Here is a 15,036-nt window from a genome sequence, read left to right as displayed (position 1 = left end):
ACAGGAATGGTTATGTTTGATACGGATAAATTCAGCGACTCTGAACATACTTTGGACGCGGTTCAAACCAATAATAATATGTATATAAATTATCAGGCACACTGGATGCCTTTTTCAGCAAACCGAAACTTTGCTAAAGACCCACGTATGATTGTGGGTGCCAAAGGGTCGTATTTAATTGATGATTCGGGCCGTGAAATTTATGACTCACTCTCAGGCCTATGGACGTGTGGTGCTGGTCATACGCTTCCTGAAATTCAACAAGCTGTAAGTGCTCAATTAGGTCAGCTCGACTACTCACCAGCGTTCCAGTTTGGTCACCCGTTGTCTTTTAAGCTGGCAGATAAAATTGTTCAGCATATGCCTGAAAAACTACAACATGTTTTCTTTACCAACTCGGGCTCAGAGTCGGCAGATACGGCGATCAAAATGGCACGTGCGTATTGGCGTATTAAAGGTAAACCAAGTAAAACCAAATTGATTGGTCGTGCACGTGGCTATCATGGTGTAAACGTTGCGGGAACAAGCTTAGGTGGTATTGGTGGCAACCGTAAAATGTTTGGTCAGCTTATGGATGTAGACCATTTACCGCATACCTTGCAGCCAAATTTAACATTTACCAAAGGCGGTGCAGAAACAGGTGGGGTAGAACTTGCCAATGAAATGCTTAAGTTAATTGAGCTACACGATGCTTCAAATATTGCAGCCGTCATTGTTGAACCTATTTCTGGTTCAGCAGGTTGTATTGTACCGCCAACGGGCTATTTACAACGTTTAAGAGAGATCTGTGATCAGCATGACATCTTGTTAATTTTTGATGAGGTGATTACAGGTTTTGGGCGTTTAGGAACGTGGACAGGGGCAGAATACTTTGGGGTAACACCAGATATTTTGAACTTTGCGAAACAAGTGACCAATGGTGCCATTCCTTTAGGTGGTGTGGTGGCAAGCCATGAAATTTATTCTGCCTTTATGCAGCAAGAGTTACCTGAACATGCTATTGAATTTACCCACGGCTATACCTATTCGGCACATCCAGTTGCTTGTGCGGCTGCTTTAGCTGCGCTTGAAGTTTTAGAAAAGAAAAACCTGTTGGCTCAATCTGCGGCGTTAGCTCCAAGTTTTGAAAAAATGCTGCATGGTTTAAAAGGCGCACCGCACATTTTAGATATTCGCAACTGTGGCTTGATTGGTGCGTTGCAGTTAGCTCCGCGTGATGGCGATGCCACAATCCGAGGTTTTGAGCTTGGTATGAAACTTTGGAAAGAAGGGTTCTATGTTCGCTTTGGAGGCGACACGCTTCAGTTCGGTCCAATGTTTAACGGTACAGAAGCAGATATTGACCGCTTAATGAATGCCGTGGGCGATGCACTTTATCAAGTGAATTAAGGTTTATTAGGTATTTTACCAAGGTCTGTAATGCCAACAGACCCATTTTCTAAATCTAAATGAAAAATACAGTTTGATCTAAAAACTAATTGTAGTAAGGAGTAACAACAATGACAAATGGCCTAGAAGATTTTAGCTATGAAGAAGTTTCAACTGAAAATAGTACGCATAGTGAACAAGCCAAAAAAGTGCTAGGGCATTTCATTCAAGGAAGAATTGTATCTAAAACGGCAAGAAAACAGCCAGTTTACAATCCTGCGACGGGTGAAATTAGTAAAGAGGTTGAAATTGCAGATCCTCAAACGGTAAATGAGGCAGTTCAGGTAGCCGAGCAAGCATTTCCTGCATGGCGCGATACACCAGTCATTAAACGTGCGCGTGTCATGTTTAAGTTCAAACAATTATTAGAGCAAAATGCCGAAAAGATTTGCGCTTTGATTGGACAAGAGCACGGTAAAATTTCTCATGATGCTCAAGGCGAATTACAACGTGGTATTGAAAATGTTGAATATGCTTGTGGCGCACCAGAGCTTTTAAAAGGGGAATATTCAAAAAATGTCGGTCCAGATATCGACTCATGGAGCGAGTTCCAACCGTTAGGTGTTGTGGCTGGCATTACACCGTTTAACTTCCCGGCCATGGTGGCTTTATGGATGTTCCCAATGGCACTGGTCTGCGGTAACTGCTTTATTTTAAAACCTTCTGAAAAAGCGCCTTCTGTGGTTTTATACCTTGCAGAATTATTAAAACAAGCGGGTTTACCTGACGGCGTGTTTAACGTGGTGAATGGTGACAAAGAAGCGGTAGATGCTTTATTACATCATCCTCGTATTCAGGCGGTTAGCTTTGTGGGTTCAACACCAATTGCTGAATATATTTACCGTACAGCCACTTCAACTGGTAAACGCTGCCAAGCATTAGGCGGTGCAAAAAATCATGCGATTATTATGCCTGATGCCGATATTGATAACGTAGTCACTTCATTGTTAGGCGCAGCTTTTGGTTCTTCTGGTGAACGTTGTATGGCATTGTCAGTAGCAGTTGCCATTGGTGATGAAGTTGCCGATGTGGTCATTGATAAGCTGACTCAAGAAATGAAAAAATTGAAGTTCGGCAACTATGCAGATGCAAGCAATGATTTTGGCCCATTGATTACTCAAGCACATAAAGACAAGGTACAAGCCTATATTCAAAGTGCAGAACAGCAAGGCGCAAAAATTGTGGTAGATGGCCGTGATGCAAAACCAGCAGGCTATGAAAAAGGCTTCTTTGTTGGGCCAACTTTAATTGATCAAGTCACACCAAACATGACCAGCTACCAGCAAGAGATTTTTGGTCCTGTGTTACAAGTTATGCGTGTGAATACTATGCAAGAAGCCATGCAACTCATTAATGACCATGAATATGGTAATGGTACTTGTATCTATACCCGTGATGGGGAAGCAGCACGCTATTTTAGTAGCCATATTCAAGTTGGTATGGTCGGTATTAATGTACCTTTACCGGTACCTGTTGCTTACCATAGCTTTGGTGGTTGGAAGCGTTCATTATTCGGTGATTTACATGCGTATGGTCCAGATGGCGTCCGTTTTTACACACGCCGTAAAACTATTACGCAACGTTGGCCATCTGCTCAGGTCCGTGAAGCAAAACAATTTTCAATGCCAACTTTAAATTAATTATTACAACAAGGGGAAAACATCAGGTTTTCCCTTTTCATTACCGTAGGATTTTAAACATGTAATAGATTGTTTTTATAAATATATTTTTAAGGATTGAAATATGAATAATGATACAACAAAAAAATTAGGCGAAGGACTTTCAAATCGCCATATCACAATGATTAGTATTGGTGGTGTTATTGGTGCAGGTTTATTTGTAGGCTCATCTTCTGCAATTGCCAAGGCAGGCCCAGCGGTGATTCTTGCATACCTGATTACCAGCATTATGGTATTTCTGGTGATGCGAATGTTGGGTGAGATGGCCGTTTTAGAGCCGGACACTGGTTCATTTTCTACATATGCCCGTAAAGCGATTGGCCCTTGGGCAGGCTTTACCATTGGTTGGTTATATTGGTGGTTTTGGGTGCTTGCAATTCCAGTTGAAGCCATTGCAGGTGCTGAAATTTTACATTCATGGTTTCCGAACGTTTCAGTTTCTATCTATGCGTTCTGTTTTATTGTGTTCCTAAGCTTGGCCAACTTTTTTAGTACCAAAAGTTTTGGTGAGTTTGAGTTCTGGTTTTCCTTAGTTAAAGTGGTTGCCATTATCGGTTTCATTATTATTGGTATTTTGGCAATTTCAGGTATTTGGCCTTTAGCTAAAAATGTTAGCGGCGTTGCCAATTTATACAATAACGCCGGTTTTATGCCGCACGGTATGGGAGGCATTTTATCGGCAATTTTAATTACGGCATTTTCATTCTTTGGTGTAGAAATTGTCTCGATTGCCGCAGCAGAGTCATCAAACCCTAAACAGAAAATCAGACGTGCCACCAACTTGGTGCTGTACCGTATTATTCTTTTCTTTGTAGTTTCGATGTTCATTGCCGTTTCACTTGTCGATTGGCGTTCACCAGATTTACAGAAGTACGGGACATTCCAATACGTTTTAATGAGCTTAAATGTACCGGGCACTAAACTCATCATTGATACGGTCGTATTTATCGCCGTTGCGAGTTGTATGAATGCCGCAATTTATACGTCTTCTCGTATGCTATTTCTTTTGGGCCCTCGTAGGGAAGCGCCTAAAGCCGTAACTAAAATCAATTATGCGGGTGTACCTGCAATTGCAGTATTTTCTTCAACTTTCATTGGTTTAGTGTGTTGTGTCATTAACTATGTATTCCCTGGAAAAGTATTTGGCTTATTGCTCTCAAGCACAGGGTCAATTGCATTACTGGTGTACTTGGTTATTGCGTTCTCACAACTACGTTTAAGACATAAGTTAGAAGCAGCTGGAGCGGAAATTCCATTTAAAATGTGGTTATTCCCATGGCTGACTTGGTTTGTCATTATTATTATTTTAAGTGTATTGGCTTACATGTTCTTCTCGCCAGCATATAGTTATGAAACCACTTTATCTTTAGGTGTAACTTCGCTTGTGGTTGTTTGTGGGTTGTTCGTCACGCGAAAGCGTAAAGCAACCAGAGCGGTTGCCATGAATTTAGATTAAATTAAAAAAGAGACCGTAAAAGGTCTCTTTTTTTCTCTCATATTCCAAGATCTAGACGAACTATTTAGTCGTATCAATAGAGACTAAAACAGATAAACCTGGGCGTAATAATTTAACGTCTTTTTGATTTTCAATAAGCTTGATTCGTAAAGGAAGACGCTGAACAATCTTGGTAAAATTACCAGTTGCATTGGTCGCAGAGATCGGAGAGAAAAATGCGCCAGTAGAAGGAGAAAAGCTGTCTACCACACCTTTTAATTCAACGTTATAAGCATCTACATAGACTTTAACTGGTTGTCCGATCTTGATCTTTTTTAACTCAATTTCACGGAAGTTGGCTTCTACATAAACCTGATCTAAAGGAACAACCACCATGAGTGGATTACCAGCGCTCACAAAGTTACCTACGTTAGCTGACTTTTGACCAATCATGCCATCAATAGGCGCACGAACCTCTGTATAGCTCAAATTCAGTTTTGCTTTATCAAGTGCGGCTTGTGCTTGTTTAAGAGCAGCTTGTTTGGCTTGTACCTGAATCTTGTATTGGTTGAGCTGATACTGTGCATCAATCACTTTTTCTTTACTACTGTCTAAGTCAGCATATTGTTCAGTCAATGTAGTCTTAGACTGCTGGGTAATTAATCTAGATTCCGCTCCAAGTGCTTGTAGTTGCTCATAACGCGCCGTATTGTCTTTTGTGAGCTTAATTCCAGCTTCTACTTTTCTTAGCTGTGCTTCTGTTTCTCGAATAACAGTCGGTTGTCTCTCAACAGCCAGCATCGCTTCACTCACGTCAGCTTGTGCTTTTGCATAATTAGATTCAGCCTCAGCCAAAGCAGCTTGATAATCACGTGCATCAATTCTTGCTAAAAGTTGGCCTTTTTTTACGGTCTGGTGATCTTTAATATAAATTTCTTCAATATTGCCAGATACTTTAGGGGCAATGGTTGAGTACTCTACATCCACACGCGCATCGTCTGTTTCAACAATTGAAGAGGGTAAAAATATAAGTTTTAAAACCCATAAAATAGATGCTAAGACAATAATAAACGCAATAGCCATAACCCAATGCTTTTTGAGAAATTGCACCTTGGTTAACTTGGGTGGTTCGGTACGGGTGGTGTCTTGGGCTTCGAGAGTACTCATAAAGATTTTCCTGAGTTATGACTATTCATTAACTTAATGAGAGCAATACGTGGCGGATAAGTTCGAACTGGCAAAATCAACATCACAATAAACAAAATAGCGGTAAGGCCAGCTAAGATGAGATATTGATCGCTAATAACTAAAACAGATTGTTGTGCTTGAATCGCAGAATTTAGGGCAGATAAACCACCTGAAACACGATCTGCACCATTTGCGGTGAGCACAGGTGGAGTAAGTGGGTTAATAACAGGGCCTTGAATATTTTGGAAAACAGGTTGGGCTGTATTTTCAATCAGCCGGGTTGAATGATATTCACCGCGAACTCGATTGACCCAGTCTAAAATACAAACACCCAGTACACCGCTAATCGCACGCGGGGTATTAATCATAGGGGATGCATAAATTGCCATAGTTGGGTGAACACTGTTTGTCCCCATCATTAAGAGCGAGAGCACGACACAGGTTTGCCCCAGACATGAGATTGCATGCCAAAAATAAAATTGGTCTTGATTCCATGTGGTATCAAGTTGACTTGCACCTAGGCAACCCGCAATGACCAGAAGTAAACCAAATCCGTGTACATATCGGCTATCCACCCAAGCTTGATTTAAAAGCTTCACAACAATAGGAATATAGATAAATTGCAGGGCCGCAATTTGTAAGCCAATCCACATGGTCTGAGTGGGTTTATAGCCATGTACAGCACTTAAGTAATTGAGTGGTAATGTGCTGGTGGACATACCAATAATGACAAAGCAAAAGAGTGCGAAAACAGCATAAGCAAAATTTCGGATTTCGAGCATTTGCGGTTTAATGAGTGGTGACGGATAACGCCATTCATGTATGAAAAACCAAGGTAAAGTAATCGCACTGATTAAGGCTAATACACAAATGAATTTAGAATGGAACCAATCTAAATGATTGCCATGCAACAACATGGTACTCAGGCTCGCTAAGCTAATAATCGCTAAAATGGCACCCATCCAATCGTAAGTTTTTATTTTTGAATAATTCAATGGATCTTGGGGAATACCAAAATACACCAGAGCAGCACTTAGCGCACAAAAAGGAATGGTTTGAAAAAATATCATTTTCCATCCAATTACATCTAAGTAAAAAGCTGAGAGTGCAGCACTTAAGTTGGGAAAGAACGTCGCAGTTAATGCATAGCAGGCTAAGCCCCATAGTCGAATATCAGGTCCTAAAAATCTAAGCGCACAGGCCATGAGCAAAGGAATGGTTAAACCATTGGCGAGCCCTTGTAAGCCACGTAATAGATAAAAGATTTCGATATTTGGGCTAAAAGGGATTAAAACGCTAGAAAAAAGGCAAAGTCCTATGGCAAAAAGAAGAACTCTGCGCATAGAGAAAATGACTGCCCAACTCGTAGACAGGATCATTCCAATAATCATTGCACTTGCGTAAATACTGTTAACCCAATAACCCGAGTCGACACTAATGCCCATCGCACCTCGAATGTCGACTAAAGTAATGCTGGTAATTCGGTTATTAAATTCAACAGTCATTGCAGCAAATATTGCACCTGCTAAACCGATGAGTGGCTTTGTATTCATCTTTTACCTTAAATCTTAAACATCAATTCATTGCACGGAGTATATATTTACTGTACTGTACCGATCGGTACTCTACTCTTTAATTAAATTTCCGTCAATTCTCGATTTTGAACTTTTCGATGAGTTACACTTAGAACGAAATCGCTAAAATTTTTATAAGGTCAATATGTCTGGTTTAACGAAAGCTCATGAAAAAGATCAAAAAATTCTAGATGCAGCAACAAAGTTTTTTTTGATTCACGGCTTTAGTGGCACAACGACAGACATGATTCAAAAGGAAGCGGGGGTTTCAAAAGCAACGATGTATGGTTGCTATAAGAATAAAGAAGCGATGTTTGCAGCGGTGATTGAACGTCAATGTACCAACATGCAAAAACAAATTATTTTAGTTGAGACAAAAGCTGACAATTTACGCTCAGCTCTAACTGAAATTGGGAAGACCTATCTGTGTTTTATATTATCGCATTCAGGATTGGCTTTTTTTAGGGTCTGTATTGCAGAAGCTGTAAGATTCCCTGAGTTATCTGAAAAATTCTTTGAATTGGGTCCACAGCGTCTAGCAAATATCATTGCAGGATATCTAGAAAAATCCGTTAAACAGGGCGAAATTGAATTAAGCTCTTCTTCAGAAGTTGCTGCGAATATATTTTTATCGTTATTAAGAAGTGATGCTCATCTAAAATGTTTGACGCATCCTGATTATTTAATATCAGAGAATGAAATTAGCACTTGGGTTGAATATGCAGTTGATTTATTTTTAAAAAATATCAATTACAAACCAAGTTAATTTAGAAAATTTTATTCTATCTATAAGCTCTGGATGTAGAAATTAAAAAGAGACCATTTTGTGGTCTCTTTTTTTAATTGATTAGATCGCTTCTCTGGTCATCTCACCATTCACCAATCTTAAAATCTGCAACGGGTTACTGTCTTTTAAAGCCTCTGGCAATAAACTTTGCGGATAGTTTTGATAACACACAGGGCGTAAGTAACGGTCAATGGCCAAGGTTCCAACAGAAGTACCTCGTGCATCTGAAGTGGCTGGGTATGGCCCGCCGGGTACCATGGCATCACATACTTCTACACCCGTTGGGTAGCCATTTATAAGTAATCGACCGGCTTTTTCCTCTAAAACTGGAACTACATCTGCAAACTCGGTTAAGTCTGCTTCATCAGCAATTAAAGTCGCGGTCAGTTGCCCATTCATGCTTTGTAAGGCCTGAATGAGTTGGGCTTTATCTTCAACTTCAATGATGACTGTGGTTGGCCCAAAGATTTCTTCTTGTAAAAGCTGGTCGCCTGCTAGCAATAATTCAACATCAGCTTTAAACAGTTGCGGTTGCGCCTGATTGCCTTGCTGGGTTTTACCTGCCAAATGTTCAATGCCTTGATGTGCAGTTAAGTGCTCAAGACCTGCGGTATAACTTTTTAAGGTGCCGGCATTCAGCATAGTTTGCGCAGGCTTAGCGCCCATAATTTCAGTCAGGTTGCTAATGAGCTGAGTAAATTCGGCTGATTTAATACCTAAAATTAAACCCGGATTGGTACAAAACTGACCACAGCCTAAAACAACTGAGTCGGCTAAGTCCTGTGCAATTTTTTCGCCACGGTTTTTCAAGGCTTCCGGCAACATCAGCATCGGGTTAATACTGCTCATTTCCGCGAAGACTGGAATTGGCTGTGGACGGGCTGCGGCCATGTCACATAAAGCGCGGCCACCACGAAGTGAACCTGTAAAACCTACAGCCTGTATTAAAGGATGTTTCACTAGTGGTTCACCCACGCCATTACCATAGATCATGTTAAATACGCCTTTAGGCATATTTGATTTTTCTACGGCACGTTCAATTGCTTGAGCGACAAAGTCTGCTGTGGCCATATGTCCACTATGGGCTTTTACCACTACAGAACAACCTGCGGCGAGTGCAGAAGCCGTGTCACCTCCTGCAGTTGAAAAAGCGAGCGGAAAGTTACTTGCCCCAAAGACTGCCACAGGGCCAACACCGATTTTAATCTGACGCAAGTCTGGGCGAGGTAAAGGCTGACGCTCAGGCAAGGCTGTATCAATACGCGCACCTAAAAAGTCACCACGACGTAACACTTTGGCAAATAGGCGCATTTGCCCACTGGTACGGCCACGTTCGCCTTGCAAACGTGCCAGCGGTAAAGCGGTTTCTTGTGAGACAATTTCAAGAAAATCTGTACCTAATGCATCGAGCTCATCGGCAATATTTTCTAAAAAGGTAGCGCGCTGTTCAGGTGAAGTATGGCGGTAAGTCTTAAAAGCTTGACTGGCTGCTTCACAGGCCTGATTGACCTCTTGCTCGGTTGCATGGTGAAATTCATAAGGCAAAGTTTCGCCAGTCGTTGCATCTACACTTTTTAGTAAAGTAGAACTTTGTGCGCTACGTGAACCGCCAATAAAGTTGTGTCCGATAATGGTCATAACAAATATCCTGAAATTAATGAGAATGTCTTGGAAGGTTGTCTTGGTTTACGACTCGCATGTATAAAGTTGCGGGTTCCAAACAACCACCAGTAGATAATTGACCTACCATGTTGCGATACATTTCTTGCCAAGGTGTTTGAGATGCAGAGACCGTCGGTTTCCATTCACGGCGGCGTTGTTCTAACTCTTCGTCAGAAATGAGTACGTTGACTGAACGTTTATTTAAATCAATACGTAAACGGTCATTGGTTTTAAGTAAGGCAATTCCACCGCCTACCGCCGCTTCGGGTGACATATTTAAAATAGAAGGGCTGGCAGACGTACCGCTTTGACGGCCATCACCTAAACAAGGCAAAGAGTCAATTCCTTTTTTAATTAACTCTGCGGGTGGGGCCATATTGACGACTTCAGCACTGCCCGGATAACCTACCGTACCTGCGCCACGAATGACCAAAATACAATGTTCATCAATGTTTAAGGCAGGGTCATTGATACGTGCGTGATAGTCTTCGGGACCTTCAAAAACGATTGCACGTGCTTCAAAGCTATTTTCACTATTTGGGTCAGATAAATAGGTTTTCTTAAATGCCTCACCAACGACAGACATTTTCATAATGGCACTGTCAAAGAAATTACCACTCAGCACGATAAAACCAGCGCCATGTTTCAATGGTTGTTCATAAGGGAAGATGACATCTGCATTTGAGGTTTTTGCATTTTTAGCAATTTCCCCAATCGTTTTACCGCTGACTGATGCACAGTCTTCATATAAAACACCTGCTTTTTGTAATTCATGTAATACAGCAGGAACACCACCGGCACGGTGGAAACCTTCACCCAAATATTTACCCGCCGGCATACAGTTCACAATGAGCGGGATGCTTTCCCCAACACGTTGCCAGTCTTCTAAACTCAGCTCAATCCCCATATGACGAGCAATTGCAATGAGGTGAGGAGGGCAATTACTTGATGCACCTAATGCTGAGGCTACAGCAATGGCGTTTTCAAATGATTGTTTATTCATGATTTTAGATGGTCGTAAATCTTCTAGGACCATTTCACATATTCTTTTGCCAGTCATATAGGCCATTTGCCCACGTTCGCGATAAGGCGCTGGAATGCTTGCACATGTCGGTAAAGACATACCTAAAGCTTCTGCTAATGCATTCATTGAAAGTGCAGTACCCATGGTGTTGCAATGCCCGACCGAAGGGGATGCGGAAGTGGTCATTTCCATAAACCCTTCATAGTCAATTTCACCCGTGGCAAGTAAATTTCTTGCATGCCAAAGCACAGTGCCTGAGCCAATTAACTCACCTTTAAAGTGACCATCTAACATTGGCCCACCAGATAACACGATTGCTGGTATATCTGCTGTTGCGGCTGCCATTAAACAGGCAGGGGTAGTTTTGTCACAACCTGTGGTTAGCACCACGCCATCAAGTGGATAACCATGTAAGATTTCAACTAAACCTAAATAGGCTAAGTTGCGGTCAAGTGCAGCAGTTGGACGACGGGTTTGTTCTGCAATCGGGTGGACAGGGAATTCCATGGGAATACCACCCGCATCTCGAATACCCGCTTTAACGCGTTCAGCAAGTTCTTTGTGGTGACGGTTACATGGAGTTAAATCACTGCCAGTTTGTGCAATCCCAATAATCGGGCGGCCGGATTGTAGCTCGGCACGGGTCAGGCCATAATTCATATAACGCTCAACATAAAGTGCTGTCATGTCAGCATGTTCAGGATCATCAAACCATTCTTGGCTACGTAAAAAAATCCGTTTATTTTGATCATTCATTTTTTGATCCTTTCACTCATACTTTTTGAAATTTAGTTTATTCACGAGATGAATTTTGCAATTCAAACGATCGATAATACGTGAAAATTATAGTAATTCACGCTGCTTCAAGTTACGCATCAAAGCATTTATTCCAAAATTCCACGGCGTTGCTTTGTCACTGGTCATGACCGTGTTGTATAGAGTGCCGAGTTTAGGTGAATGAATATGGACCACATCTCCAACTTTATGGGTAAAGCCAGCCCCAGCTTGTTCTCGATCTTGAGTCGGTGCAAATAAAGTACCTAAGAACAAAACAAAACCGTCTGGATATTGGTGATTTTCATTCAGTGTTTGTTGAATTAAATCTTCCGGGTCACGGCTAATTTGAGACATAGAACTCACACCATTAAGCACAAAGTTATCTGTACCTTGAATTTGCAGTTCAACATCGCAAGCACGGATATCATTTAAAGTAAAAGTATGGTCAAAAAGGCGAATAAACGGTCCAATTGCACAAGATGCATTGTTATCTTTGGCTTTACTCAACAGTAAGGCACTACGGCCTTCAAAGTCCCGTAAATTCACATCGTTACCTAAAGTCGCACCTAAAATCTTACCTTGGCTATTTGCAACCAATACAACTTCTGGTTCTGGATTATTCCACTCAGACTTTGGGTGAATACCAATATTTTGGCCTGTTCCCACAGCTGCTAAGACAGGTGCTTTAGTAAAAATTTCAGCGTCGGTACCAATACCCACCTCAAGATATTGAGACCACATTTTTTGTTCAATTAAATATTCTTTAAGTTGAAGTGCTTTTTCAGAACCAGGTTCAATTGTTTTTAAATTATCGCCAATTACGCCTTGCACAACTGCACGGATCGATTGAGCTTTTTGTGCATCGCCGCCCGCTTGTTCTTCAATCACACGCTCTAGCATGCTTGCTGCAAAGGTGACACCAGCTGCTTTAATCACTTGCAGATCAATAGGGGCTAAAAAATATGCCTTATTTGTATCTGGCTCAGCGACTGTATTGGCAAATAACTCATCAATTGAGCCAACTAATTTTCCTTCAATTTCAGCTAAAGCTTTTAAAGGATCTGAACTCTCAAGTAACTGGGAAATAGTGTGGAACTTTTCAGAAATATCAAAAACCTGATCACCTTTTAAAAGAATCGGAGATGGACCAGAAATTTGGTTGGGAATCCATGCGCGACCAATTAAACATCCTTGAGTAGCATCGTCTGGTAATGAGTTCTGGGAATTTAACGTAAAGTTCATTTAAAGCATCCTTCTTTTATTTGAAATCATGATATGTTTCTTATTTAATAAACACCAATCGTAATAATTTAATTATTAATAACGAAAAGTTATCGAAAAGGATTTTTGAAAATGGCGGATTTAACTTACGCAAGTTTAAATAATTGGTTGAAATTCAAACATCTGGTGTTGTTAGAAACTTTGGCGAGAACCAATAACATGCATTTGGCAGCCGAGCAGATGAACCTAAGTCAGCCTGCGGTGAGTAAAATGCTAAAGGAAATAGAAGGTTTACTGGGCTTTCCTGTTTTTGAACGATTACCTCGAAATATGCCAGTAACGGCTTTAGGCGAACATGTAATTCGATATGCCCAGCGTGTATTAAACGATGCAAAGCATTTTGTCGAAGATATTGAAATTTTACGGTTAGGCGGTCACGGGTTTTTAAAAGTAGGTGGTATCTTTGCAGCAACCGCTGTGGTGATTCCAAACTCAATTATTGAGATTAAGAAACAATGGCCACTACTTTCTATCGATGTTGTTGAGCAGACCAGTGACCATTTAATGGAAATGCTAAGTGAGCATACTTTAGATTTAGCTATTGGCCGTTTTACCGATGTGACGCAAAGTCAGTTTTTTGATTTTCAACCTTTAGGCCCGGAGCCGTTTTGCATTGTTGTTAATAATGCTCATCCATGTGCCAAGAAAAAGTTTTGTAAACTAGAAGAATTATTAAATTGGCCGTGGGTACTCTACCCTAAAGGCACGCCAATTCGACAACGTATGGAAGGCGCATTTGCCCGAGCTAAAGTCAAAATTCCTTTAAATACAGTCAATACCATGTCGATGCAGACCTTTTTGCAGATCTTAAAAGGCGCGCCTATGGTAGGAATGTTACCCGAAGCCATGGTGATCGATCAGGTAAAAGAAGGGCAATTGCAGATTTTAGAAACAGATCTAATTTTAGATGCGCAGGATTATGGAATTTTGACGCGTAAAGATGAACCAGTTTCTGATATTGCAGCAGCATTTATAAATATCTTACTTAAAAATGCGAAACGTAAATAAAGTATTCAGCCTTAAGCCATGGAGCGGTTTGAGGTTTTCAAGTTGAAAGACAACTTGCTTTATTGAGTAAATTTATAAACACAAAACTGATATTAAAAAGTTATCAATATTTAGAAATTATTCATTGGAAATTATTGCAGGGACTCCTTATCGTTTAATTCACGACAATTACAAAAGTTTTTAAGTGAATAAAAACTAGGAAAGGACCTCTGTATGAATGTGCTAATCACTGGTGGAACAGGTTTTATTGGAAAACAAATTGCCAAAGAGATCTTAAAATCTGGCAGTTTGAATTTAGATAACAATAAACCTGAGCCCATCGATAAAATTATTCTGTTTGATGCATTTGCAGGCGATGATTTGCCTCAAGACCCGAGAATTGAAGTGATTGTCGGTGATATTACCGATAAAACTACAGTTGCTCATATTACAGAAAATATTGATGTCGTTTGGCATTTGGCTGCTGTGGTGAGCTCGGCAGCGGAGGCTGATTTTGATTTAGGTATGGATGTTAATCTGTATGGACTCTTAAATTTATTAGAAGAATTAAGAAAGAAACAAACCACGCCTCGAGTTATTTTTGCTAGTGGCTGTGCTGTATTTGGCGGTCAATTACCAGAAGTTGTGACAGATGAGACAGTGGTTACACCAAAGTCGTCGTATGGCATGCAAAAAGCAGTAGGAGAATTGCTGGTCTCGGATTACTCAAGAAAAGGTTTTATTGATGGACGTATTTTAAGACTACCGACTATTGTGGTTCGTCCCGGTAAACCTAATAAAGCGGCATCGACATTTTTTAGCTCAATCATCCGAGAACCATTAAAAGGCGAAACGGCCATTTGCCCAGTACCGGCAGATACTCCAGTCTTTGTTACTTCACCGCGACGTTGTGTTGAATCAATGATTAAAGCGGCATCAATTTCTTCAGATGTACTTCAAGATAACCGAATTATTCCGTTACCCGGATTAACAGTCACGGTTAAAGAAATGCTTGAGGCGCTTGAAAAAGTTGCGGGCAAACAAGCAACTGATTTGGTGCAATGGCAAGAAGACAAAACCATTCAACGTATTGTTCAAAGTTGGCCTGTTCAGGTGAAAGCTGAATATGCCGAATCTCTAGGTTTCCAAGCAGATAAAAATTTTGAAAGCGTGATTCAGGCACATATAGAAGATACCCAAAATTAATGGCAGTG

General features: G+C 40.8%; 11 protein-coding genes. 6 read left to right on the top strand and 5 right to left on the bottom strand.

Translation table 11 applies throughout. From position 1 onward, the window contains the following. The first annotated feature begins 6 nt into the window (after positions 1-6). From aptA to J690_RS07575, 3 genes are all read left to right on the top strand, one after another. Positions 7-1,389 carry an omega-aminotransferase AptA gene (gene aptA, locus J690_RS07585; RefSeq protein ID WP_081405089.1) on the top strand — a complete coding sequence of 461 codons (1,383 nt, stop codon included), beginning with the start codon at positions 7-9 and terminating at the stop codon, positions 1,387-1,389. A gap of 110 nt (positions 1,390-1,499) precedes the next feature. Continuing rightward, positions 1,500-3,068, top strand: a complete 1,569-nt coding sequence (locus J690_RS07580; protein ID WP_032035158.1) for a CoA-acylating methylmalonate-semialdehyde dehydrogenase — start codon at positions 1,500-1,502, stop codon at positions 3,066-3,068. A 103-nt stretch (positions 3,069-3,171) separates the two neighbouring features. Further along, positions 3,172-4,563: an amino acid permease gene (locus J690_RS07575; protein WP_032035156.1), complete on the top strand. Its 1,392-nt coding sequence runs from the start codon at positions 3,172-3,174 to the stop codon at positions 4,561-4,563. 60 nt (positions 4,564-4,623) lie between these two features. Here J690_RS07575 and J690_RS07570 read toward each other — a convergent pair whose 3' ends face one another. Together J690_RS07570 and J690_RS07565 are read right to left on the bottom strand one after the other, a co-directional pair. Next, a complete protein-coding gene (locus tag J690_RS07570; protein ID WP_032035154.1) occupies positions 4,624-5,709 on the bottom strand; it encodes an HlyD family secretion protein in 1,086 nt (361 codons plus the stop codon). Further along, positions 5,706-7,283, bottom strand: a complete 1,578-nt coding sequence (locus J690_RS07565; RefSeq protein ID WP_032035152.1) for an MFS transporter — start codon at positions 7,281-7,283, stop codon at positions 5,706-5,708. Before J690_RS07565 ends, J690_RS07570 begins: the two co-directional genes overlap by 4 nt. Before the next feature lie 166 nt (positions 7,284-7,449). Between J690_RS07565 and J690_RS07560 the strand changes: the two genes are divergently transcribed. Further along, the gene (locus J690_RS07560) at positions 7,450-8,070 is read left to right on the top strand and encodes a TetR/AcrR family transcriptional regulator (RefSeq protein ID WP_032035150.1); all 621 of its coding nucleotides are present in this window, start codon (positions 7,450-7,452) and stop codon (positions 8,068-8,070) included. Between the two features lie 81 nt (positions 8,071-8,151). On the opposite strand, the gene J690_RS07555 is transcribed toward J690_RS07560, so the two are convergent. From J690_RS07555 to J690_RS07545, 3 genes are all read right to left on the bottom strand, one after another. Continuing rightward, positions 8,152-9,729: an aldehyde dehydrogenase (NADP(+)) gene (locus J690_RS07555; protein ID WP_032035148.1), complete on the bottom strand. Its 1,578-nt coding sequence runs from the start codon at positions 9,727-9,729 to the stop codon at positions 8,152-8,154. 16 nt (positions 9,730-9,745) lie between these two features. Then, on the bottom strand, positions 9,746-11,533 hold the full coding sequence (locus tag J690_RS07550; protein ID WP_032035146.1) for an IlvD/Edd family dehydratase: 1,788 nt from the start codon (positions 11,531-11,533) through the stop codon (positions 9,746-9,748). Between the two features lie 87 nt (positions 11,534-11,620). Continuing rightward, the gene (locus J690_RS07545) at positions 11,621-12,796 is read right to left on the bottom strand and encodes a fumarylacetoacetate hydrolase family protein (protein WP_032035144.1); all 1,176 of its coding nucleotides are present in this window, start codon (positions 12,794-12,796) and stop codon (positions 11,621-11,623) included. Between the two features lie 111 nt (positions 12,797-12,907). Here J690_RS07545 and J690_RS07540 point away from each other — a divergent pair, with 111 nt between their 5' ends. Next, on the top strand, positions 12,908-13,843 hold the full coding sequence (locus J690_RS07540) for a LysR family transcriptional regulator (RefSeq protein ID WP_032035143.1): 936 nt from the start codon (positions 12,908-12,910) through the stop codon (positions 13,841-13,843). A 213-nt stretch (positions 13,844-14,056) separates the two neighbouring features. Beyond that, entirely contained in the window at positions 14,057-15,028 is a 972-nt protein-coding gene (gene denD, locus J690_RS07535; RefSeq protein WP_032035142.1) for a D-erythronate dehydrogenase, read from the top strand. Positions 15,029-15,036 lie beyond the last annotated feature (8 nt).

It is taken from the genome of Acinetobacter sp. 742879 (assembly GCF_000588535.1).
Taxonomy (GTDB): Bacteria; Pseudomonadota; Gammaproteobacteria; order Pseudomonadales; family Moraxellaceae; genus Acinetobacter; species Acinetobacter pittii.
This window is presented reverse-complemented; position numbering and strand designations above follow the sequence as displayed.